Annotated in this window: 20 protein-coding genes; 4 read left to right on the top strand and 16 right to left on the bottom strand. The window is 51.9% G+C overall.

All coding sequences use genetic code 11. The features are described from left to right. Positions 1-52: 52 nt before the first annotated feature. The 11 genes from NG346_RS06075 to pckA form a co-directional block, all read right to left on the bottom strand. Complete coding sequence (locus tag NG346_RS06075; RefSeq protein ID WP_262279453.1) at positions 53-1282, bottom strand: FtsX-like permease family protein; 1230 nt, start codon at positions 1280-1282, stop codon at positions 53-55. A gap of 12 nt (positions 1283-1294) precedes the next feature. After that, on the bottom strand, positions 1295-1633 hold the full coding sequence (gene rbfA / locus NG346_RS06070; RefSeq protein WP_154533050.1) for a 30S ribosome-binding factor RbfA: 339 nt from the start codon (positions 1631-1633) through the stop codon (positions 1295-1297). Between the two features lie 18 nt (positions 1634-1651). After that, complete coding sequence (murI, locus tag NG346_RS06065; RefSeq protein WP_262279454.1) at positions 1652-2536, bottom strand: glutamate racemase; 885 nt, start codon at positions 2534-2536, stop codon at positions 1652-1654. A gap of 106 nt (positions 2537-2642) precedes the next feature. After that, entirely contained in the window at positions 2643-3206 is a 564-nt protein-coding gene (locus NG346_RS06060; RefSeq protein ID WP_262279455.1) for an OmpH family outer membrane protein, read from the bottom strand. Between the two features lie 185 nt (positions 3207-3391). Then, positions 3392-3886 (bottom strand): OmpH family outer membrane protein, encoded by a 495-nt coding sequence (locus NG346_RS06055; protein WP_154533047.1) that lies wholly within the window; start codon positions 3884-3886, stop codon positions 3392-3394. Between the two features lie 31 nt (positions 3887-3917). After that, positions 3918-4469 carry an OmpH family outer membrane protein gene (locus tag NG346_RS06050; RefSeq protein WP_154533046.1) on the bottom strand — a complete coding sequence of 184 codons (552 nt, stop codon included), beginning with the start codon at positions 4467-4469 and terminating at the stop codon, positions 3918-3920. A gap of 293 nt (positions 4470-4762) precedes the next feature. Further along, complete coding sequence (locus NG346_RS06045; RefSeq protein ID WP_262279545.1) at positions 4763-7396, bottom strand: BamA/OMP85 family outer membrane protein; 2634 nt, start codon at positions 7394-7396, stop codon at positions 4763-4765. Positions 7397-7419: 23 nt separating this feature from the next. Further along, positions 7420-8184, bottom strand: a complete 765-nt coding sequence (locus NG346_RS06040) for an isoprenyl transferase (RefSeq protein WP_262279456.1) — start codon at positions 8182-8184, stop codon at positions 7420-7422. Between the two features lie 2 nt (positions 8185-8186). Continuing rightward, on the bottom strand, positions 8187-8879 hold the full coding sequence (porG, locus tag NG346_RS06035; RefSeq protein WP_396266738.1) for a type IX secretion system protein PorG: 693 nt from the start codon (positions 8877-8879) through the stop codon (positions 8187-8189). A gap of 28 nt (positions 8880-8907) precedes the next feature. Beyond that, positions 8908-10260 (bottom strand): DUF6242 domain-containing protein, encoded by a 1353-nt coding sequence (locus tag NG346_RS06030; RefSeq protein WP_262279458.1) that lies wholly within the window; start codon positions 10258-10260, stop codon positions 8908-8910. Positions 10261-10901: 641 nt separating this feature from the next. Further along, the gene (gene pckA / locus NG346_RS06025; RefSeq protein ID WP_262279459.1) at positions 10902-12518 is read right to left on the bottom strand and encodes a phosphoenolpyruvate carboxykinase (ATP); all 1617 of its coding nucleotides are present in this window, start codon (positions 12516-12518) and stop codon (positions 10902-10904) included. Positions 12519-12769: 251 nt separating this feature from the next. Between pckA and upp the strand changes: the two genes are divergently transcribed. The 3 genes from upp (at position 12770) to guaA (ending at position 15999) form a co-directional block, all read left to right on the top strand. Next, positions 12770-13429, top strand: coding sequence for a uracil phosphoribosyltransferase (gene upp / locus NG346_RS06020; RefSeq protein WP_262279460.1), 660 nt, complete (start codon positions 12770-12772; stop codon positions 13427-13429). 153 nt (positions 13430-13582) lie between these two features. Further along, positions 13583-14410 carry a sugar phosphate nucleotidyltransferase gene (locus NG346_RS06015; RefSeq protein WP_262279461.1) on the top strand — a complete coding sequence of 276 codons (828 nt, stop codon included), beginning with the start codon at positions 13583-13585 and terminating at the stop codon, positions 14408-14410. Between the two features lie 44 nt (positions 14411-14454). Then, entirely contained in the window at positions 14455-15999 is a 1545-nt protein-coding gene (guaA, locus tag NG346_RS06010; protein WP_262279462.1) for a glutamine-hydrolyzing GMP synthase, read from the top strand. A gap of 265 nt (positions 16000-16264) precedes the next feature. Here the strand turns inward: guaA and NG346_RS06005 are convergent, their stop codons facing one another. The 5 genes from NG346_RS06005 to nrfH all read right to left on the bottom strand — a co-directional run bounded on the left by NG346_RS06005 (position 16265) and on the right by nrfH (position 23982). Beyond that, the gene (locus NG346_RS06005; RefSeq protein ID WP_262279463.1) at positions 16265-18856 is read right to left on the bottom strand and encodes a fimbrillin family protein; all 2592 of its coding nucleotides are present in this window, start codon (positions 18854-18856) and stop codon (positions 16265-16267) included. 898 nt (positions 18857-19754) lie between these two features. Then, a complete protein-coding gene (gene ccsA / locus NG346_RS06000) occupies positions 19755-20549 on the bottom strand; it encodes a cytochrome c biogenesis protein CcsA (protein ID WP_262279464.1) in 795 nt (264 codons plus the stop codon). Between the two features lie 2 nt (positions 20550-20551). Then, the gene (locus tag NG346_RS05995; protein WP_262279465.1) at positions 20552-21829 is read right to left on the bottom strand and encodes a cytochrome c biogenesis protein ResB; all 1278 of its coding nucleotides are present in this window, start codon (positions 21827-21829) and stop codon (positions 20552-20554) included. 28 nt (positions 21830-21857) lie between these two features. Beyond that, positions 21858-23351 carry an ammonia-forming cytochrome c nitrite reductase gene (nrfA, locus tag NG346_RS05990; RefSeq protein ID WP_262288440.1) on the bottom strand — a complete coding sequence of 498 codons (1494 nt, stop codon included), beginning with the start codon at positions 23349-23351 and terminating at the stop codon, positions 21858-21860. Between the two features lie 28 nt (positions 23352-23379). Continuing rightward, the gene (nrfH, locus tag NG346_RS05985) at positions 23380-23982 is read right to left on the bottom strand and encodes a cytochrome c nitrite reductase small subunit (RefSeq protein WP_262279467.1); all 603 of its coding nucleotides are present in this window, start codon (positions 23980-23982) and stop codon (positions 23380-23382) included. Positions 23983-24150: 168 nt separating this feature from the next. Between nrfH and NG346_RS05980 the strand changes: the two genes are divergently transcribed. After that, positions 24151-24300 (top strand): hypothetical protein, encoded by a 150-nt coding sequence (locus NG346_RS05980; protein ID WP_206081666.1) that lies wholly within the window; start codon positions 24151-24153, stop codon positions 24298-24300. The last annotated feature ends 30 nt before the right edge of the window (positions 24301-24330 follow it).

The raw sequence follows: 24330 nt of genomic DNA, 5'->3' as shown, positions 1-24330 counted from the left end.
CTTATTCTCCACAGAGGATGGTTAGGCATAGCGTTGCGTAGGCAACGGTAGTCTATTGCACGAGTCTCTTGCTGAGCGTCCTAACGGGATACCACACAGCAAGCCAGCCTGCGGCAATGACAGTCAGGAAGATCAACAACACGTCGCTATAATGGACGCTCACCGGATAGGCGTTAACGACAAACGTACCGTCGCTGCTGCCCATCTTCACAAAGCCGTACTGCTGCTGCAGCCAACAGAGCAACAAGCCCAGCAAAATGCCAAAGATGGCTCCGAAGACACTGATCAGGCGCCCCTCGAAAAGGAAGATGCGGCGGATCTGCTTGTCAGAGGCTCCTAAGTTGCGCAGCGTGACGACATCGTCCTTCTTGTCGATGATCAGCATCGAGAGCGAGCCGATGATGTTGAAGCACGCCACGATGAGGATGAACGTCAGGAAGATATAGGCCATGAGCTTTTCCACTTTCATGATCTTGAACGTGTCGCGCTGCTGCTCAAAACGGTCAAGGACCTGATACTTCTTACCGGCGACTTGCTGCATCCGGGCCTTCACACTTTCGAAATTCGAGCCCGGTTTCAGTCTCAGCTCCAAGGCAGACAACATGCCCTGCTGGTTGAACAAGTTCTGAGCAAAGCCCAGACTGGTGACGATATAACTTTTGTCGTACTTACCCTGATTGACAGAGAAGACGACACCAGGGGAGATGAGCGAGTCGACGACAAAGCCCGATTGCGGATCGGTCATGTCGAGCTGGCCCTCACGCTGCGGTGCATAGATCTTGAGATAGCCTTTCCAATTGGCTCCCAAGCCCAAGGTCTGAGCCAGACGGATGCCCGGCGTACCATACTGCAAGTTGGCCGTATGGAGCTGGAATTGGCCGTCGCCATAGAGTATCTCGGTGATATGAGTGAGCTGCGGGAAGTTGTCGTCCACACCTTTTATCGTCACCATGGCCTGTTTGCCGTTGTAGATGGCCAATGCCATGTCCTCAACGGTACCCGTGGCAACGTCGACTTCTGGGAAATGACTGATCTTTGTGAGAATCGGATCATCGGCCGGTACGGTCTTTCCCTCCACAGGCACAACCTTCAACTGTGGATCGAAGTTTGTGAAGAAGCTGGCCACCAGGTCATGGAAGCCGTTAAACACCGACAAAACGATGACGAGGGCCATCGTAGCCACAGCCACTCCGATGACAGAGATCAGGGATATCACATTGATGGCGTGGGTCTTCTTCTTGGAGAAGAGATAGCGGCGCGCCACAAAGAACGGAAAATTCATTGAAAACCTCTATTACTTCTTATTGAGCAACTCGTCGATGTGGTCGATATAATCCAAACTGTCGTCGATGAAGAAGCGCAGCTCCGGAATGATGCGCAGCTGGTTGTGGACACGACGTCCGAGCTCATAACGGATGCTCTTCTCGTTGGCCTTGATGTTGTTGAGCAGTTCTTCTGACTTTGCAGAAGGGAAGATGCTCAGATAAGCCGTACAAATGCTCAGGTCTGGACTGATGCGCACACGGGTGACGCTGACGAGAACACCGTGCATAGCTCGCGTCTGACTCTGGAATATCTCAGCCAGCTCCTTCTGAAGGAGTCGGGCGATTCGGTTCTGTCTTGTTTCTTGCATAAATGAATATTTGAAGTTTTATCCTAATTCTATATGTTCTACATGCACCCGCTCATGGAGGAAGATGGAGGCGCTCTCCTTGAACTTGTCGGGATTCTCGGTCGTATAGTACTTGACCGTGGCGCTGGTGGTCAGCCGCGAAGCCATGTCGGTGTGGCGAAGGAGGTAGTCTTTCAGGCTGTCGGCGACATACTCTCCCTGAGGAACAATGCGCACGCCGGGCTGCACATACTTCAGGATCTTTGGCATCAACAGCGGGAAATGGGTACAGCCCAGGATGATCGTGTCGATATCAGGGTCGAGTTGCATGAGCTGGTCGATACGCTTCTTGACGAAATAGTCTGCGCCAGGAGAGTCAGCTTCATTGTATTCTACCAAGGGCACCCAAAACGGGCAGGCCTGCCCCGTCACCTTGATGTTGGGCCAAAGCTTAGCGATTTCCATGTCGTAGCTATGGCTCTTCACCGTGCCCTCTGTGGCGAGCAGTCCCACATGGCCGTTGCGTGTGAGCTTACCGATGATCTCTGCCGTAGGCCGAATGACGCCGAGCACACGCCGCTTGGGATCCCACTGTGGCAGATCATGTTGCTGGATCGAGCGCAACGCTTTTGCCGATGCGGTGTTACAGCCAAGGATCACCAGCTGACAGCCCATCTCGAAGAGCTTCTGTACGGCCTGACGCGTAAATTCATAGACGACATCAAACGAGCGGGGACCATAAGGAGCTCGTGCGTTGTCGCCAAGATAGATATAATCGTACTGAGGCAACAACTGTCGGATGCCATGCAATATGGTTAATCCGCCATAGCCGGAATCAAAAATGCCTATGGGGCCCGGTGCTGACGGGAAAGACTCTTGAACGGCCTCAGACTTCTCGGCCTGATCATCAATATTTGTTTTCATCTCACTACTCCTTATTATAATTGACAGCTACATTACAGATATGACAGCTACAGATGGTTATATGACAGCCACAGACAGTCTCCTTACTAAGGGGATGTCACCGCTGCTATTTGACAGCCGACAGCACATCGGCGGTGATGTCTGTTCCCATCTCCGGATTGACAAAAGGCAGTGTGCCGTTGTCGGTGTTGAGCACGAAAGCCAGTCCCTTGGCATGCCCCACACGCTGGATGGCTGCCGCCAGTTTCTCACGCAAAGGCTGGTAAGCGTCCTGCTCTGCATTCTTGAGATATTGCTTGGCCTGATCCTTGAATGCCTGGTTTTTCTCCATCAGTTCCTGCAGTTCAGCCTGCCGTTTTTCGCGGATCGACGGTGCAAAGGTGTTTTGCCCATCGAGAAAAGCCTCGTATTTGGCATTGAACTCATCCTCCACGCGTTTCATCTCGGCATCGTATTTTGCCTTCAAGTCGGCTAAAGAGCGCCTGGCGTCTGCATAGCCCGGCATGGCCTCTAAAGCACTCTGACAGCTAAGAAAACCATAATGAAACGACGGCGCTGCCTGCTGAGACGGCACCGTAGCTGTGGATGACACCGTAGATGACACTGTGCTCTGGGCAAAAAGCGGACTGCCGAGCAACAGGAAAAAAGCACTAACAAACAAATGCCTCATGGTTGGAATGATTTATGTTGACAATACGGAGACGGTAAATGGATAACGATTGCGCCAGCGACACCGTGGTATATGATTGCACGAAGCGAAGGCACAGTCCTTAAAAGACAGCAAGAGGTGAGGGTATGCCACGTAGCGCACCCTCACCCCAGCTCCTCGTCATGCCGAGGAAAGAGCAATGCCGTTTACTTCATCTTGTTGATTTCGGCCTGCACCTTAGCGGTGACATCCTCTACATTGGTGCCCGTGTAGACAGCGGCACCCTCTTCGAAGATGTAGGTAAAACCACCAGTCTTGCCGACATTCTCAATGGCTTTGCGCACTTTCTCCACGACAGGCTGCATCTTGTCCTGCTGTGCCTTCTGCAGAGCCTGCTGGTTGTCGCTATAGGTCTGCTGAATCTTCTGATAGAGCGTGTTGAGTTCTTCTTCCTTCTGCTTCTGAGCAGTAGGATTCATCGTGCTCTTTGCCTTGTCGTAAGCATCGCTCTGACGCTTCAACTCGTCCTGCATGCTTTTCAAGTCATTCTCGTACTGCTTGGCAGTAGCTTGGAGTTCTCCGTTGATCTTAGCGATTTCAGGCAGATTCTGCATGATGGTCTGTGTGTTGACTTTGCCGAACTTCTGAGCAAAAGTAGCCAAAGGAGCCATCAGCATTAACATTAAAAGTAACTTTTTCATGATTGATTGTTTTTATTGTTTTTATTGTCTTTTACTTTCCATATCCCAGTTTTTGGAGCACCTCGTCTGAGATGTCGATCTTCGGCGAGCCGAAGATGATGGCAGTATCAGAGGCACGGTCGAGCACGAGGCTGTAGCCACGGAGCTCAGAGATGTCCTTCACCGCATTGTAGATCTCTTCCTGGATGGGCGTCATCAGGCTCTCGCGTTTCTTAAAGAGCTCGCCTTCGGGGCCAAAATATTTCTGTTTGAGGTCAGCAGCCTCCTTTTCTTTCTGCATGATCTGCTCTTGTTTGGCCTTTTTCTGCTCCTGTGAGAGGAATACCATCTCATTCTGATAGTTCTTATACATGGTGGCAGCTTCTGTGTTCAGAGCCTCTACCTCAGCCTGCCACTTCTTTGATACTTGATTGAGCTGCTCATTGGCACGCTCATAGGCCGGTATGTTTTTCAGCACATAATCCATGTCCACCAATGCGAACTTCTGCGCGTTGGCCTTTGAGAATGGCATGAAGGCGAAGAGACAGAGTAGAAGGATGCCCCCCAGTCTGCTCCAATTGTTTTTTACAATCATCTGCTTCATATTCAATTTCCTTTTATTGATCAGTTGACTATCCCTGCGACGTTTGTCTGAACTAAATGTTACAGGGAAGCCCTTATCCTTTAGTGTTTTTTTACTTTTCAGCCGTTTTGTTGGCATAAATACGTTCCGGCGTTGACAGAATTGCGTTCCGTTGTTGACAGGATTGCGTTCCGTTGTTGACAGAATTGCATTCCGGCGTTGACAGAATTGCGTTCCGGCGTTGACGATTGGTGCTTTATTGTTGTGTCAAAGCACCCTTTCGTCATACGCTTCTCATGTTTCCTTGCTTCGGTTTAGAACTCTTGTCCGAGGACAAAGTGGAACTGACTTCCGCCCTTGCTGCCGTTGTTGTCCTTGTCGAAGCCGTAAGCCCAGTCGATACCCATCAGGCCGACCATAGGCAGATAGATACGTACACCGACACCTGCCGAGCGCTTCATCTGGAAAGGATTGAACTTGCTCGTCTCTGTCCAGGCGTTACCGCCCTCCACAAAGGTCAGTCCGTAGATGGTCGTATTGCCTAACAGGAACGGATAGCGCAACTCCAGCGACATGCGGTCATAGGCATATCCCTCAGAACCATAAGGTGTGAGAGAACCATTCTCGTAACCGCGCAGTCCGATCGTCTCTTCTCCATAGGTGCTGGAATAGCCACTCATACCATCACCACCGACGTAGAACGTCTCAAACGGGCTCTTCTTGTACTTGTTGTAACTGCCGAGGATACCCAATTCCACGCGCGTCATGAGCACGAAGCACTTCTGAGCACTTGTCAGAGCCGTGAAAGTACGTGCCTTGAACTTCCACTTGTTATATTCGATCCAGCGGTATTTCTCCTGCTGCTCTCTGACATAGTTGGCAGAGTATGGGTTTGTGGCCAGATTCTTATAGTCTTTACCGTCCCAAAGGCTCCATGGCGGAGTGAGCGTGACACTGGCCGTGAACTCAGAACCGCGGCGTGGGAAGAGCTGGTTGTCGGTTGACGAACGGTTGACGGCAATGCTCAGGTTGAGATTGTTGCTGTTACCTGTGGTCATCAGATAAGAGAAATAACGCCAGTTCTTCAGCATGTAGCGGGTGAACGAGAGCTCCACAGAGAGGTTGAAGTAGTCGTCAGGCCACCGCAGACGTTTGCCCCAGCCGATGCTTGCTCCCAGGAGTTTGACATACTTGTCGGGATCGTAGTAGTTCTCGTAATTGCTATAGTTGTAAGAATAGCTGTTGTAGCCGTAGAGCGACTGCAGGTAGCTGTTCTGCCAAGCCGAGTTGTAATAGTTGCTCGACACATCGGTCTGTTTGGAGTAGAACGCTCCGACAGAGAACTGAATAGGCCGCTTGCCGCCAAACCAGTTGGTGGAGTAGCTGGTGTTGTAGCTCTGATAGTAGGAGCCATTGGTCTGTACACCGATGGACAGCTTCTCACCGTCGCCGATAGGCATAATGCCGCGGTGTTCCTTATTCTTGTTGAACAGGTTGGCCATAGAGAAGTTGTTGAGCGTCAATCCCACGCGTCCGATGATACCGGTCTGGCCCCATCCGAGTGAGAACTCGATCTGGTCGTTGGACTTCTGCGTCAGATTCCAGTTGATATCCACCGTTCCGTCCTCTGCATTTGGCTTGACATCCGGTGTCACCTTTTCTGGATCGAAGAAGCCCATCGATGCCAATTCACGTGCGGAACGCATGAGGGCTTCTTTAGAGAAGAGGTCTCCGGGCTTGGTACGAAGCTCACGGCGCACCACATTCTCGTAGAGACGGTCGTTACCATTGATGCGTACATGGCTCAGATGAGCCTGTGGGCCTTCCAACACACGCATCTCCAGGTCGATGGAGTCGCCGACGATATTCTGCTCAGCGGGGTCGATGGACGAGAAGACGTAACCATTGTTGTAGTAGAGGTTCGACACAGCGTCATCGTCTTCTCGGAGTCGCTTGTTGAGCAACTTCTGATTGTAGACGTCACCCTTCCGCATTCCCAGCAGATTGGAGAGGTAGGCTGAGTTGTAGACAGTATTGCCCACCCAGTGGATATTACGGATATAGTACTTCTTGCCCTCGTCTACTTTGACGTAGACATTGACGTGTTTGGGGTCATTGTTCCACACGCTGTCCTTCAAGATCGTGGCGTCGCGGTAGCCCAACTCGTAGTATTTCTCGATGAGTTTCTCCTTGTCTGCTTTCCAGCGCTCGGGGGTGAACTTCTTTGATTTCAGGAAGGTAGAGAGCTTACCAGCCTCATGTGTCTTGGCAAAGGCACCTTTATGGAAGAGTCCGCCCTTGATTTTGAGGTTGCTCAGATACTTGTTTCCCTCGATGTAGATATGTCTTACCTTGATCTTATCCTTCTTGTCGATGATGACGTCGAGGATGACTTGGTTCTTACCGGTGACGTCGGGGCGCTGCTGAATCTCTATATCTGCATTCTTGTAACCCTTGTCGTCGAAGTATTTCTTGGCCAGGATCTTGGCACGGTCGATCATGTTTGGCGTGATCTGTCCTCCTTGCAGGATACCGAGTTTCTTCTCCATATCCTCTTTCTCGCTCTTTTTCAGTCCCACGTAGTTGATGGTGGAGACACGGGGGCGCGCCTTCAGAGAGATATGCAGATAGATCTTATCACCCACGATAGAGTCGGCCGAGATCTTCACATCAGAGAAGAGACCGTGCTTCCAATAGCGTTTGACGGCCTCCGTGATTTCGGTGCCGGGCACCGAGATATGCTGTCCGACAGAGAGACCTGAGATGCCTGTAAGCATATAATCCTCATAACCGTCAATGCCGGAGACGTTGAAGCCACCAATGACGAGGTCACGCGGCGTGCCGGCATAGTTGATGTCGGGGTGTACGATTTGCTCCTGCGCCTGCACGCTAGCCACGATGGCCATAGCAAGACAAGCCGCCAGGACTTTTTTCTTATTATGATGCATCTTCAAAGAATTGTCGTTTGTGATTATATGTTATCCTCGGTATTCTCTTCCACCTGCTGTTCAGTCTTGCCAAAGCGGCGCTGGCGCGACTGATAGCTGAGGATTGCTTTGTGCAAGTCTTCCTCTGAGAAGTCAGGCCAATAGGTGTCGCAGAAGTAGAGCTCACTGTAAGCGATCTGCCACAGCAGGAAGTTGCTGATGCGCAGCTCGCCACCGGTACGGATCAGCAGGTCGGGATCGGGCATGAAGCTCGTCTGCATGTGCTGGTTGATGAGGTCTTCTGTGATATCAAAGCTCTCGACATGCTGCCGTCCGAGACGCCAGGGCCGTGTGCGCTCCTCGATGATGTCTTTCACAGCCTGCGTGATTTCCCAACGCGAAGAATAGCTCAGTGCCACGACCATCGTCATGGCCTTGTTGTTCTTGGTATGCTCTTCAGTCTCCTTGAGCTTCTGCTGCACCTCGTCGGGCAAGCGCTTCACGTCGCCGATGACACGGAATCTGACGTTGTTCTTCATGAAGATTTCATCTTCCAGCGACGTCAGCACGAGTCCCATCAGCGCATGGATCTCAGTGGCAGGACGGTTCCAGTTCTCTGTGGAAAAGGTGTAGAGCGTGAGATATTTCACGCCGAGCCGCACACACTCGGAAGTGATCCGGCGCACCGTGTCCACCCCGGCCTGATGGCCGTAGGAGCGGTCTTTACCGCGCTCAGTAGCCCAGCGGCCATTGCCATCCATGATGATGGCGATGTGCTGTGGAATCCTTGTCATATCGAGTTCTGCCATATCTAAAATTCTTTATTGCACGTTGTACATTTGGGTGAGAAACTGTAGGTGAGTGTTGCTTGCAGGAGCGAATAGCAATCAGTGTTTTTAAACAGTCCGCTGCTTTTGATGTGATAGGGATCTTTCACCCCGTCGAGTTCATCATTCTGCGCGAAATGTATGGACCATTCCAGTCCCACGTTCACCCGTTCACCGATTTTATATTTCATTCCCACGCCTAATGGAAGGTTAAAGGCCACCTTTCCCTTTTTGGCTCCATTGGTTTTCACATCTGCATAGGTCATGCCCAATCCTGCAAAGATGAAGGGCGTGAGGCGTTTGGCGCCTCTGTAGTCCCTGCCTGTGCCATAAGGCCAGAAATTCAACTCATAGAGCACAGAGGCATCATAGAGTGAGTTCTTAAAGGTATAGACCTGGTCGGCATAGTCGGGATAATAGGTCTCCACATCAGCCGATGAGCCTTTCATCGTGCCTTTGGCTACGTTGAGCCGCAATGCCATGTAAGGATTGAAGACATATCGCCCCGTCAACGACACGGCAGGCTGGAGGTCTTTCGTCAGGCTGCCGTTGAAGTCACCGAGATAGCCCATCGCACCTGCTCCGACACCGACCTCAAGCCGGTATTCGCTGTCGTCCTGCGCCATGGCTGGAATCGCCATCAAGACCAGGAAGACAAGGGAAGCAAGCTGCCGCAACTTCATACACGCATGGTTTTCTGAACCCCTACTCATTCTCAGCCCAGCCGTAGCGGGTCAGACGACCATAGTAGACGGCCGGTGAGGCAGACGTGGTGAGGTAGATCATTCCTTTCTGTCCGACCGTCATGGCTGCCGGCACTGCTGCGCCCACGAGAGCGGTTGGAAGCGTATAGGTAGCCTCTGCCGACCATGTGAGTCCTTGGTCGAGACTGCTGTAGACCGTCTTCAGATCGCCACCAACAGCCAGGAGCTTACCCTCACAGTTCACCACTTGCAGGTTGCTTAGGCTGGGCAGTGTCTTCAGATTATATTCGTCGTCGGTGAAGAGATACCACGGCTGGCTCTGTGAGCCACTCCCGTTTTCCTCCACCTTCGCCCATGTCACGGTCTTGCCGTTGCGGTTTCCGATCAACAGCAGGTTGTAAGTATTGTCGTTGGTGACCGCAGCCGAGCAGACAAAGTTCAAGTCTGTCTCCGGCAGATTGGCTGTTGCATCGTCCAAAGCATCCGCAGTCCACGTGGTGCCCTGGTCCGACGAGTAGCTGAGGCCCGCGTCTGTCAGCGCATAGAGCCGAGCAGGTGTAGCGCCCAACAGCTGTTTGACGCCATTCAGCGTGGCTACAGTCTGCCACTGCTCACCGTTGCTGGTACGAAGAAGCGCATTGCCGTCAAGTACAAAGATACTTCCCTGCTGCACGGCAACATTCTTATAGGCGTCGGCCCCGAAGGGGCGGCTCAGCTGTTTCCAAGTCTGATTGCTGTAGACAAAGCCCACGGTAGCACCGTCTTTCAAGCCGAAGAGATAGAGGTCATTGCCGTTGGCGACCATGCGGCGGCCGGTGACGGTCTGGAGAGCAGACGCTTCCGTGGAGTTCCACTTAAAGACATCGCCCTCTTGCCGGTGCACGTTGACCTGCACAGTATATTCGCGATAGGCCGATCCCTGGGTGTTATAGACGCGCACGCGTACGGGATTTGTGAAGTCGATAGAGTCAGAGGAAGAGTAGTAAGCCAATGAGTCATTCCCAGCCTTGTTCTTCAGGTTGAGCACAATACTGCCACCATTCTTACTGGAGATTGTCGCCAGCACGTGTGCGACATCGGTTCCTACGGGCAAGGAATCGGGATTATAAATCTTCCGTTGTTGCTGATCGATGGAGAAGGCATAGCCCGACACGGTCAGCGAAGTCTTATACACGCTGTCCGTCACGCCATCAGAAGCGGTGGTGTGGATGTATCTGTTGGCGGCACTGAGCGAGAATGCTGTCACTGCAGTATCGTCATAGTAGGTTATTTCATCTTCATCGGAGTTGAGGCATGAAGAAAATGCAAACATAGCCAACGCCATGCAGGCAAATGCCAAGAACTTCTTTATCATTTCGCGCGATATATTATTTTAGTTGCAAATTTACTTAGAATTCTCGTAAATAAAGCGGTTTTTCCCGAATATTATGTAAAAAGTCGCTTTTGCAAAGGGTTTTTAAGGTTGTTTAGTGCTTATTGTCAATAGGGCACAAAAAAAGACAATACAATCACTTGCACTGTCTTCTTCGTAGAATGATGTTACTCAACGTGGTTGTTCACCAAGAAAAAAACGCTTAGCGCGGTCATCAATATGACCAAAACCAACATTGAAATAGATTCTAAATCTAATAACATCATACTAACTTTACCTTAAAAATCTATCAAACTACTAACCTAATGAAACTTTATGTATATCTTCTCACGAAGACATTGCAAAGTTAAGCAATAGTTGAGAATCCTCCAAATATTATTCACTTTATTTTCATTCCTATGACTAAAAAAGTCTTTCGGCATGAATATCGAGCGCAAAAACGGCACAAAAAACCTTATATGTGCAATGAAACAAGGGCGTATGTGCACTAAAAAACCTCCCCAGTACCGAGGTACCGGGGAGGTGTTATGTAGAAGACCGCCTCCCGCTATCTACAAGAGGAGCTTACACTCCTTATTATATATATAGGAGAAGTCTTGCTGTATCGACTTTCTTCAAGGCGATTAGAGCTTAGGACCAGCAGCGACGAGAGCCTTACCAGCCTCGTTGCCTTCGTACTTCTTGAAGTTCTTGATGAAGCGCTGTGCCAGATCCTTAGCCTTAGCGTCCCACTCAGAAGCGTCCTTGTAAGTATCGCGAGGATCCAGGATGTCCTTGTTCACGCCTTCGAGCTCTGTAGGAACAACGAAGTTGAAGTAAGGAATGGTCTTCGTAGGAGCCTTGTCGATCTCGTGATCCAGGATGCGGTCGATGATACCACGTGTATCGCGGATAGAGATACGCTTGCCAGTACCGTTCCAGCCAGTGTTGACCAGATAAGCCTTAGCACCGCTCTTCTCCATGTGGCGAACGAGCTCCTCAGCATACTTAGTAGGATGCAGCTCGAGGAATGCCTGGCCGAAGCAAGCAGAGAAGGTAGGAGTCGGCTCTGTGATACCGCGCTCTGTACCAGCCAGCTTAGCAGTGAAGCCAGAGAGGAAGTAGTACTTCGTCTGCTCTGCGTTCAGGATAGACACTGGAGGCAGCACACCGAAGGCATCAGCGCTCAGGAAGATCACCTGCTTAGCAGCTGGACCCTGGCTCTCAGGACGCTGGATGTTCTTGATGTGATAGATAGGATAGCTGACACGTGTGTTCTCGGTAACGCTCTTGTCTGCGAAGTCGATCTTACCGTTCTTGTCAACGGTAACGTTCTCCAGCAGTGCATCACGTGTGATAGCACCGTAGATGTCAGGCTCAGCCTCCTTGTCGAGGTTGATGACCTTAGCATAGCAGCCACCCTCGAGGTTGAAGACGCCCTTGTCGTCCCATCCGTGCTCGTCATCACCGATGAGCAGACGCTTAGGATCGGTAGACAGAGTAGTCTTACCTGTACCAGACAGACCGAAGAAGATAGCGGTGTTCTCACCGTTCTTGTCGGTGTTGGCAGAGCAGTGCATGGAAGCGATGCCCTTCAAGGGGAGGAAGTAGTTCTGCATAGAGAACATACCCTTCTTCATCTCACCACCGTACCATGTGTTGATGATCACCTGCTCCTTGCTGGTGACGTTGAACATCACACAAGTCTCAGAGTGCAGACCGAGCTCTTTCCAGTTCTCGACCTTAGCCTTAGAGGCATTGTAAACGATGAAGTCAGGCTCCTGCTCGAAGTCAGCTGTTGTCTTCGGACGGATGAACATATTTGTAACGAAGTGAGCCTGCCATGCAACCTCCACGATGAAGCGAACCTTCATACGTGTGTCGCGGTGTGTGCCGCAGAAACCATCAACGACATACAGCTTCTTGTTAGAGAGCTCTTTCTTGGCAATCTCCTTCACAGCGTTCCAAGCCTCCTTGGTAGCACGGTGGTTGTCGTTGTGATACTCCTCAGAGTCCCACCATACAGTGTCGTGAGAAGTCTCATCGTCAACGATGAACTTGTCCTTAGGAGAACGACCGGTGTAGATACCTGTGAACACGTCAACAGCACCCAGCTCTGTCTCGTGGCCTACCTCGTAGCCCTCGAGACCTTCCTTGGTCTCCTCGTTGAACAGCACCTCGTAAGAAGGATTGTACAGAACCTCAGCAGTACCTGTCTGGATTCCGTAGCTTGCTAAAACTGATTTATCAAACTTTGCCATTTTATAAAATGTATTTAAGTTGTGAATGGTATTTTACCTTGATTTAATCCGAATGCAAAGGTAACAAAAAGATAATTCCCCCCAAAAGTTTGCAGCAGAAAATTCCCGCCCGTACAAGCCTTTTTAGGTTAAAGATTATAAAAACAGACGGCTCTTTGCCGTTTTGACATTTACACTTTGCAAAAACTAAGTACCTTTGTATCACCCCTTTTGCAATTCATCACTAAACATAAAGATACCATACCAACAAGATGGAAGTTATTGACTTATCCAAAGAAAACAGTATCATCGGACAGTACATGGCCGAGATGCGCGATGCCGAATATCAGAAAAACCGCCTGCTCTTCCGCAACAACATCATGCGGGTGGGCGAATACGAGGCTTTTGAGGTTTCTAAACGGCTCAACTATGAGCAGCGTGACGTGGCCACACCTTTAGGCATTGCACGCGTCAACGTACCGACAGACAAGCTTGTGCTGGCTACGATCTTCCGTGCCGGACTGCCTTTTCATCAGGGCTTTCTCAACATCTTCGACCATGCGGGCAACGCCTTCGTCTCGGCCTACCGCGAATATACCGACAAGGAGCACCACAAGGTAGGCATACACGTGGAGTATCTCGCCACGCCAAGCATCGACGCCAAGACGCTCATCATTGCCGACCCGATGCTCGCCACCGGCGGCAGCATGGAGCTGGGCTACAAGGCTTTCCTCTCCAAAGGCACGCCCAAGCGCATCCACGTCTGCTGTGTCATCGCCACAGAAGAGGGCATCGACCACATCAAGTCGGTTTTCCCCGACGACAAGACCACCATCTGGTGCGCAGCCATCGACCCGGGAATGAACGAGCACAAATACATCGTACCGGGATTTGGCGACGCCGGCGACCTCTGCTACGGCGACAAGCTCTGATCAACAACAGGATTCCATAACGACGATGCTGGCGCACTGACCGTCAGCATCTGTCGTTTATTTACCATTGTAGCCATGAAAGATGCCACGAAATTTGTCAGAAACATAAATTATTGGTATCTTTGCACCAATACAGCGAAGAGCTTTTAAGAGATGATGCAAGCAATGATTTTCGCAGCAGGCTTGGGCACACGCCTCAAGCCCCTCACCGACCACATGCCAAAAGCTATGGTGGAGGTTGGCGGTGAGCCCCTGCTCAAACGCGTAATCTTCAAATTGCGCGATGCCGGTGTCACGCGCTTTGTGGTCAACGTTCACCATTTTGCCGGTCAGATCGTTGACTATCTCAATGCCAACAACAACTTTGGACTCGACATCCGCGTCAGCGATGAGAGCGAGCAACTCCTTGACACCGGTGGCGGCATACGCCACGCAGCTCCTCTCTTCGACCCTCACTACCCTATCCTTATTCATAATGTGGACATTCTGAGCAATGTCGACCTCGGCAAGTTCTACCGGCTTGACCCTAAGGTGATGTGCCCGGAGTGTGGCGTGCCCCATGTCATGGCAGGCGCACAACTGCTTGTCAGCTGGCGCAAGACACGCCGCTATCTACTCTTCAACGACCAAATGCTCCTCGTCGGATGGGTGAATATCGAGACGGGAGAAGTGAAGACGCCGTGGCCCGACGTGCGTGAGGCACTCTCAGAGGTGAAGTTTCCGCTCACCGTCGGCGAAGAGCAACCGCCACTACTCGCCGGACGCTATCACATGTACGCCTTCAGTGGCATCCACACCTTCTCCCCCACTCTATTCCCCAAGATGATTGGCTGGCCGGAAAAGTTCCCGATCATGGACTTCTATCTCAAGACGTGCCGCGACGTGCCCGTCAAAGGCTATGTCAAAAACGACCTCCGGCTCCTCGACGTAGGCAAACAAGACACGCTTGCCAAGGCGGAACAGTTCCTCAAAACACTGTAGCATTCATCATTCCATATTGCACACTCAACATTAACATATCGTTTATGCAACAGAAGATTATCATTCTTGATTTCGGATCGCAGACCACGCAGCTCATCGGCCGCCGTGTCCGCGAGCTGGACACCTTCTGCGAGATTCTGCCCTACAACAAGTTTCCTAAGGACGACACAGGTGTTATCGGTGTCATCCTCAGTGGCAGCCCTTACTCTGTCCACGACAAGGAAGCCTTCAAGGTAGACCTCAGCCAGTTCATCGGCAAGTATCCGGTGCTGGGCATCTGCTATGGTGCGCAGTTCATCAGCTACTCCGGTGGCGGCAAGGTAGAGCAGACCGGTACCCGTGAGTACGGCCGCGCCAATCTCAAGCAGTTTGATGCCAGCAATCCACTCTTCAAAGGGTTTGAGCCCAACTCACAGGTGTGGATGAGCCACGGCGACACGATCACCGCTATCCCCAGTGACTATCATGTCATCGGCTCTACCGCCGACGTGAAGTACGCTGCCTTTGCCAGCGACACCAACCCCGTGTGGTGTGTGCAGTTCCATCCCGAGGTGTACCACAGCACGCAGGGTACCCAGCTGCTCCGCAACTTTGTTGTGGACATCTGCGGCAGCCGTCAGGAGTGGAGCCCGGCCTCGTTTGTCGACTCCACCGTCAAGGAGCTGAAAGAGCAGCTCGGCAACGATCGCGTCATCCTCGGTCTCTCCGGAGGTGTGGACTCCAGCGTCTGCGCTACCCTGCTCCACCGTGCCATCGGCAAGAACCTCACGTGTATCTTCGTCGACCACGGCATGCTACGCAAGAATGAGTTCCAAAAGGTCATGGAAGCCTACAATGGTCTGGGGCTGAACGTCATTGGCGTAGATGCCAGCGAGAAGTTCTTCAAGGACCTCGAAGGCGTCACCGACCCGGAGAAGAAGCGCAAGATCATCGGCCGCGACTTTGTGGAGGTCTTCAACGCCGAGGCTAAGAAGATCACCGACGCCAAATGGCTGGCTCAGGGCACCATCTATCCCGACCGCATCGAGAGCCTGAGCATCACCGGCATGACCATCAAGAGTCATCACAATGTAGGCGGACTGCCCAAAGACATGAAGCTTCAGCTCTGCGAACCGCTGAAATGGCTGTTCAAGGACGAGGTGCGCCGCGTGGGCTATCAGTTGCAGATGCCTGAGCGTCTCATCAAGCGTCATCCTTTCCCAGGCCCCGGTCTCGCCGTGCGCATCCTTGGTGATATCACGCGTGAGAAGGTGCGCATCCTGCAAGACGCTGACGATATCTATATCGAAAAGATGCACGACTACAAGATGCCGGACGGCACGAGCCTCTACGATCACGTGTGGCAGGCCGGCACCGTGCTGCTCTCTACCATCCGTTCCGTGGGAGTGATGGGCGACGAGCGTACTTATGAGCATCCTGTAGCCCTGCGCGCCGTGACCTCTATGGACGCTATGACGGCTGACTGGGCCCGTCTGCCCTATGACTTCATGGCCGACGTGAGCAACGAGATCATCCGCAAGGTCAAGGGGGTCAACCGCGTTTGCTATGACATCTCCTCAAAACCGCCTTCGACAATCGAGTGGGAGTAATAGCGGTAAGAGACTGATCAACCAAAAATCCCCAAAAGGAGGTAAACAACGAAACTCGCTGTTTACCTCCTTTTTTCGTTTCTACCATTCCCGTCCGCCTCCATCAGCACAAGACGGCATACGGCAACCCAAACAAAAAAGGCTTGCGAACTTCACAGTCCACAAGCCCAAAGGTTGAATTATATACATCTCTTAGCGATTAACGAGATGCTTGGGGCAAGTCTCACGACTTGCGAACTCTGCATACAATTACGAAACTGTTTAACTAAAAGGCAAGAAAGGGACGGATATTCTTGGAAGAATCAACTTTATCGGTGGTTCTTCCACCAATGAAACATCCTGCAGCCTTTCCATTTTGCCATCCATAGAAAATACAAGTTGGGTTCGTGTCGGATAATTCAGAAGAAGCCCATTCTCCGGAAGGCGTTGCTTGGAAGAATTCTGTATAGTTACCATTACCAACTTTACTTAAGGCAGCATTAACTTTCGATGCAACAGTAACCATGTTAGATGGGTGTTGTGTGGTGATATCCCAACCACTCGATGGGTGGCCTCCAAGAGCGTTTAATATTGCATACCATTGTCCGATTGTAGGTAGGAACCATCCTGTAGACTTAGATGGAGTATTCATCGTGGAATAGCCAAGTGCGGCCTTTGCGGCGGAATGAGCACCATCTTTGCTTAGGGCCACAGATTCTGTAAATCCTGATCCATATGGTTTCGTGGAAGATTCTATAACAATTCTGACGGTATTTACCTTAGTCCGACCATCATCAGTATTGGACGTTTTCCATTGATAGGCTGTACCATGATTGGTGGTACTAGTTGATCCAATAGTCTTTAGCCCCATCACCAAGCCATGACCTCCAATGCCTTTTGCTTTTGTATCTTTTTCCGTCCAGTAGTTGCTTCCAACATATCCCACGATACCGATAGGCGTTTTGCCACTTGCGAGACTTTCCTCATTATGTGTTATCGCTCCGTCACTGTAATATACATCGCCGGGCTTCAGGAAGTAAGGTTGAGTGGTAGACGGAATCGCATTCAAGGACGCAACTGCTCCAGCACCACTTGCGGTGACGGCTGCACTCCATTTCCCAAGCACATTATCTGATGTACCAAACGTTGTGCTTGTCTTTGGCTTTATGACTTTTACATACTTGTCTGTTGAATGCAAGATGGGTATCTGTCCGGTAAAAGAACTGGAAGCCTTTATTGTCTGTGTATTAGTGAATGTATAGCTCTTGTCCGTGCTCAGATAATGGCTCGTCACGGTACCGGACTTTAGCGTGATGACCGCCAATCCCATCTGATGGCTCATGCTAAAGTTCACGGTAGAGGCGGTTGTCGTGGAGACAACGCCTGCGGCCACTTGCAAGTCGCTGGCATTAAGGTTCTCAGCTGAGCTTTGATCCGTCTTGGGACTCCACGACGATATACCGGAGGCAAAGAACGTGGCGGCATCAGTGACAGCCTTGCCCGTGTTGGCGAGGCCACTCGTGCTATAAGGATAATAGACATAGTACTTGCAGTTCTCGGGCAGGAGCACACGGGAGGCTGGTGTCCACTTGCCATCGGACCCGAGTGTCAACTTGACGTTGCTGTATTTCAGTCCGCTGGCATCAGCCACGTAGATGCCCACGGCATCGCCGGCGGCAAAGACCGTCTTGGGATAGTTGCTGCCCCATGATGTGGCAAAGGTGATGGTGCCCAACTGCAACTTTGAGATGGAGTGAGGCGAGACCTTGTAGACGATGGACTGGCCCTTGTCCCACTTTGTACCTTTGAGTGAACCGGTGAGGTTATACGTGTTGTTGTCGAAGACGTAGGTGATGGCAATCTTCTGATTGTCTGAGGTGAACGACTGCGGAATCATCAGCAGCGTCTTTGTTCCGGAGATAATATCCTGGTTCTCTGAACCCGTGAGCTGTAGACTCATGTTGCTGACGGTGTAGTTGCCCGTGGCCGTCGTCGTCCAGTTGCCGCCCAGCGACAGCCGCCCTTTGGTGGCGATGTTTGTGAAGCCCACCGAGGTAATCTTTCCCGACGGCATGTCCGGTCCGGCCACGAAGCGGATGGAGGTGAGCTGATGGTCGAAGATGAGCGGCACAGCCTTGTTGGTGCCAACAGAGGCGAGCGTCAGGCCTTTGTTTGTGGCCACGATCAGGTCGGGTTGGTTCTCCGCAGTGGTGGGAAGCGCATAGTCGATGTAGGGCGTGCCCGCTGTGCTGCCGGAGGACAGTGTCAGACCATTGGAAGAAGGAGAAGGAATGGGCGCGTAGGCATAGAAGGCCACCTTGTCGGTGGCAGGCCAATAGTGCTCGTTGGCTGTCTTCCATCCGTAGCTTGCGTTAGTAGCTGTCTCGTTGTAGAAGAGGCTGTTGGGCGTGGCCGAGGCGAAGGCATTGTCGTTGGCGTATGGGATGGCGGAAACGCCGAACTGTGTGAGTTGGCTGAGCGACTCGATGCGGGTGCCGCGCGTGAGCGGCTCGTCGGCGACCTTCTCGGCCATAGCGCCGCCCACACGCTCGGAGACGAGCGGATGGAGATAGAGCGTGTGGCCGCCGCCCGTCGTCTTCAACGGAGCGGCAAAATAAGACTGGGGATCGGGCGCAGGAGTCGTGGAAATAGCGGCGGCCGCTACGCCACGGGAGCCCTTGGCCGAGGCGCTCGAAGAGTGGGCGACCGGCGTGCCGTCAATGGCATCCACCCGAAACGAGACCGGTTCATTGGAGAGAACAGTTGTGCCGTCGGTCAGCGTCTCACTGCAACTGGTGAGAAACGACAGCGCACTTAGTGACAACAGCAGCAGGTCACAAGAGCGGAACATAGAGACTGTGTAACGTAATCGCATCATTCTACAGACCTTTAATATTACTTACTTTTTCGTGGCCTATAGAATCGCCCCTGATTCGGCTCCCTTTATATATACAATGTGTTCATGCAAGGACATAAAAAACGTGGGCTTCTGTACAGAGTCACCCTCGATCTCAGGCTCTTGCATGCCTCTACATTGGGATGAATGCACAGAACGCCCACGCCAGAGGATATTATACAATACACCCTTTCGGGTGCATAGTAAATACACCTTAGCGCAGACATTCACATTGCATATCTTCAATGTAGATTCAAACTTGCAAGATTTGAGATCGAAGATAATGTTTGTAAACGTCTTCTATGTGTCGCGGCCTTTGGTGTGCCGGCTACGCTTAGCCGACGGCGACGACACGACTATGTCCGGCGAAGATATGCGGCGAGCCGCACATCAACTCCGCTGCAAAGATACGTTGTTTTTATGAGAATCAAGCGATTCCGCGATAGAATTTTCTTCATTATCCTATCTTTTATGCAATTGGAGCAAGCCGTTGAGAGGCGGGCAAGAGCGTTCGAGAACCGTTCGAGATCCGTTCGAGAGACGTCCCATCAGATTGCCATGATCATGTCCTTCCAGTATAATACCGGAGAAAGAACAACGATGTTCCGGGGGCAAAGCAGTGTGCTTGTGGGCACGAAGCAGTGTGATCAATGTTGTGAAGTTATGTAATCGATATTGTAATCCTATAGAAAAAGATCTTTCCCTAAGCAGGGAAAGATCTTTTTCTACGTAGGAAAGTGTCTTTTCCTAAGCAGTAAAACCAAAAGCGGACAAACTTAGACTTTACCAAGAATTACACTTTACACTCCTTGTTGTTGTTTACTGTTTCACTTTACATAGCTTTAGACACTTTACTGATTCTCGTTACACGACCATGCTGTCAGTTCATGTAATAGGTGTGTACGCTGGTGCCTTTGGCAGAAGGCAGGTAGTTGATGCCCCACCAGCACATCTGCAACAGCGCGAAGTTGACGATGAGCACCCATAGGGCAAAGCGCATGTTTCCCTGTTTCCTCAGTCGATAATGAATATAGACCAGATAGGCGAGCCACGTGGCTGCCGCCCATGTCTCCTTAGGATCCCACGCCCAGTAGTTGCCCCATGCCATCTTGGCCCACAAGGCACCGGAAAGCATGCCAAGGGTGAGGAACGCCCAACCGACATACACGAGGTTGTCGGTGATCGTCCACTCCTTGTCCGATGGTGCTTGATGGTGATGGAAGAAGAGCAGATAGGCGGCCATGACAAAGGCGGCGCCGAGCAGGGCGTAAGCCATCATGTAGATGATGACATGCGGAGCAAACCATGGGCTTTGCAGCGCGGGCATCATTGTCTTGCTGTGTATCTCAGGTTTGAGCAGGTTGATGGTGATAAACACGGCTGCCAGTACGGTGGAGAACGACAGCAACCACTTGTAGTTCCACCGGCTGTAGACGATCAGGCCCATCAGCGGCAGGAAGAGTGAATACCACAAGCGCGTCTCTCCCATCGTGCGCATCGGCGGACGGTCGAGAGCGGTCCACAGCACGATGACATAGGAAAGGAAGACGGCCAGACCCGCCACAGTAGCTCCGACGGCCAATGCCTTCTTCCCCTTCCAGGAAAAGAAGGCACCGAGCGACCAGAAAAGCATGGCGGCAAGGGCGAAGATAAGAAAGAAATTCCAGATTTGCATGGCTAACGTTTTTGTATGAATATCAGTATGGCACCGATGATCAGCAGATACAGTCCCACATAAGTATAGGGCAGCCAAGGATCCTTGACGAGTTCAAAGACACTGACATTGCTCCACTTGCCCATCTGCTCGTTGTAGCTGAGCTGATAGATCTTCCAGTCACCGAGGCTGAACGGCTTGTTGACTTCGATTGTTGTCGGTATGTTCAGCGCGTCCTTTTGGGTATAGATATTCACGTTGGAGGCATAACGCATCGGCTCGCGCGTCGGCATGACCACCTCAAGATTATTGCCTAAGCTGACGCCGCTGATGGGAAAGAGATAGCTGCCACTGGAGACCCAGCCTGTCTTCCGCTGTTTTCCCTTGGTAGCGGAGATGTAGAGAGCTGTAGCGGCTCCTTTGCCATGGTAAGCGACAAAGCCGCCCTCGTTGAGCCGCATGCCGAGCTGGTCCATCTTCATGCGGGTCGCCATTCCCTCTGGCATCCCCTTCATCATCTTCGCCATAGCTTTCGGCATGGCATTGTCTATTCTTTTTAATACTTGGATCTTCCAGCCTAAGAGTTCCGTCGGCGTGTAGCTGTCGTCGATGACAAGCGTCTGAGGCTTCTGCTGCGGCTGCGGCAGTCCTGTCGTCATGCTCACCACCATCAGCTTCGGTGGGTACTCGTCGATGGTGAAGCGGTTGAGCTGGATGGCAAGCGGCAGTTCTACGACATTGTTGTAAGCGTCGAGCGCGCGCCATTCGGGCTTTCCCTCCTCACAATACATCTTCAACTTCTGCATGTCGGCACTGCCAAGTGTGCCACAGACAATGAAGATGAACAGGCCGGCATGGCACACCAGCGAGGGGATCACCTGCCGGCGGAAGTGACAGACCTGAAGGATGGCGACCTCACCGACGATCATGGTGTTCCACAGATAGACGAGGATAAACGGCCAGAAATTGAGCATCTTGGTCAGCCCAAGCACATCGGCGGCAGGCTTTTCCTCGGGTGCCTGGCGCGTGAGCCCCATGACGACGGTGAGGACGGCGGCTGTAGCCAGTGCGGGCACGGCAGCCTGGACGGTCGTCATAAACCGGAAGAAATAGACATGTGACCGCAATGCATAGAAGACTGCCAGCAGTAGCAACAAAAAGGCCAGGGCAAGAATATTGCCCGGCCACATAAACACGATCCAGTCAAGAGGCCCCACCGCCACCTGCAGCAGGCCCCCAGTGACGAGGAGCCCAATGCTGATGGCGGAGCCTTCTTTATAGGTATAGGGTTGTTTCCACATATTCTTCAATTGTTCTACAGCCGCTGGGTTAGATCGGCTGGGTGATGAACCGTTTGTTCTTTCTTGCTGTCTCGATCCATTTCGGCACGATGGTGTCGAGGAACTCCTTCTTTTGCTGACGGAGCTTACCCATGTCGAGGCCGATATATTTCTGAGCCTTCTCCTTGGTGGAGAGATCCGGAATTGGCACCTCGCCGCTGTAGCCGTGACGGGCGAGCACCTTGGCAATGCTCAGGCGGGCTTGTCCGGCATAGTAGAGTGCGTCGCTGAGCAGTCGGGTGACCTCTTGTGGGGCGTGGAAACTGGCACCATGGCTGGCCACAGCGTAGTCCCAACGCCACTGACTCTTGCGGATGTCAGCCAAAGCGGCGGCCATCTCCTTCTCATTGGCACCTTTCTTCCAGGCAAAAGCGGCCTCGATATGCGCCGTGGAGAGTTCTTTCTCCACCTTGGCACGCACCTCCAGCACCTTCTCTTGGCGCTCATATACATTCTTGCGCAGCGTCTCGGCATCCTGGCGATGGCAGGTCTGGCACGTGCGATCGATATGCGCCAACGGCGACATGATGTGGTGATCGGTATATTTCACGCCGCCATCCTGGATATAAGGCATGTGGCAATCAGCACAGGACAGGCCGCGCTGACCGTGGATGCCCTGCTTGAAGAGCTCGTAACCCGGATGTTGTGCCTTCAAGATCTTGGCATGGGACAGCGGATGGATATAGTCGTAGAAGCCGATACTGTCGTAGTAAGCCTCGGCATCCTCGCAGGTCAGACCCTTGTCCTGTGGGAATTTGAGGTAGTTGGTACCTTTTTCGAAGTAGTACTCCGTATGACATTGTGCGCACACGAGGGAGCGCATCTCCTGGTGGCTGGCCTTTCTGACGTCTTTTCCGGCGCGTGCCCATGCCACGTAGAGAGCCGGTCGGGCAGGCTTCAAGTCCATGGTGCGTGCATCGTGGCAGTCAGAGCATCCGACGCTGTTCATCACTTCACTGCCCCAGTCGCTCCACTTGGCGGCATAGAAAGCGTTCTTGCCTTTCTCGCGCATCAGTCGCGGCACGTCAGGACCTTTGCAAGTCCAGCAGGTACCAGGCTGCAAGTCTTTCTGTCCGTCAACGCCCGGCGATCCTGTGCGCAGGATTTTGCGCAGGTCTTCGATACAGTGACGGTGCCCGCGCGGCGTGTTGTAGTCGCGGCTGAAAGCATAGCCGTCCCATAGAATGACCATCAGCGGATGCTGTGCGAGGGCATCCTGCTCCTGCGAGGAGTTGTATTTACTCACAAACGAGGTGTCTTCCGTCATCGACCATGTCTCATACTCGTGTGGGAAGTCTTCTGCAAACTTCTCGTTTTGTGCCACGATGGAGTCGGTCATCGGCGTACGGCGATTGTTAAACACAGATACGACTTCGGCGCGGCGCTCCAAGAGCGACGAGCATAGAAGCCCAAGAACGAAAACGATGACCATGGCTCCGAGGAAGAGCAGCCATCCTTGCCATTTTTTCAATTGTCGTGACATATCAGTAAGTTTTTAGTTTTTCTTTATGTTAATGTCCCAATGCCTTTTGCAGCCATGCGGGTACAGGGCTGGGTGGAATCGGTGCCTGTGTCTCAGCACCAGGCGTAGATGAGAGTGAGTTCATGCCTCCGTGTGGCACATTGCGGTGGCAGTCCCAACAGGCAAATCCTTCACCGCGCTTCGCAAGCATGTAGTCGATCTTGCCCGTGCGCACCATGCGCGTGTTGAGCTCAGTGTGGCAACGGATGCAGTTGTCCATGATGACCTCCGCGCTGGCGTTTTCTGCCATGATTGCCTGATGCTCGCTGTTGGTGACAAAATAGGCAACGTGCTTCATGCCGTCAAGACCTTTGAAGAAATATTTCGCCGCCAGCGAGGTGTGAGGAACATGGCAGTCGTTGCACGTGGCATCGCGTCCATGGGAGGAATGTGACCATGTGGCATACCAAGGCGACATGATATGGCAGTTGACACACGCTGCCGGATCATCACCTATTATATAGGTATGCATGCGAAGCAAGTAGGCAAAGAGTCCGCCTAAACCTACGATGATGCCACACAGGACAAGGCCCACGACCTTTTGACGATAAGAGAAGGTAATCCTCCATTTTTTGAGTTTGCCAAGATCCATAGGTTGTTATGTTATTAAGTAATAGCTTCTTTCGTTTGCAAATATAAGCGGAATATTTGAGAAAAGCAAATATTTCGGCTACAAATAATCCTAATAAATGAGGATAATCCCGTTTCAGCTAATTTTCCTACCTTTGCACTTTATCAACAAAACTATCATCGACAGGTTATGGCCAAAGTCTTCACCCATTTCTCATCCGACGGCGACAGTCGGCGCGACGAACTTATCCGCACCATAGAACACAGTGTAGAGCACCTCACGCTCGCTGAACTTGAGGCACTCTACTATGATCTTGTGTCCAAAGATTATATCCGATAGGGCTTCCGGCGGTCGCTAAGTGCCCTATCC

Origin of the sequence: Hallella absiana (genome assembly GCF_025457485.1) — a bacterium.
GTDB lineage: Bacteria > Bacteroidota > Bacteroidia > Bacteroidales > Bacteroidaceae > Prevotella > Prevotella absiana.
Note: the sequence above shows the minus strand (reverse complement) of the source record. Positions and strands in the feature narration are given on the sequence as shown.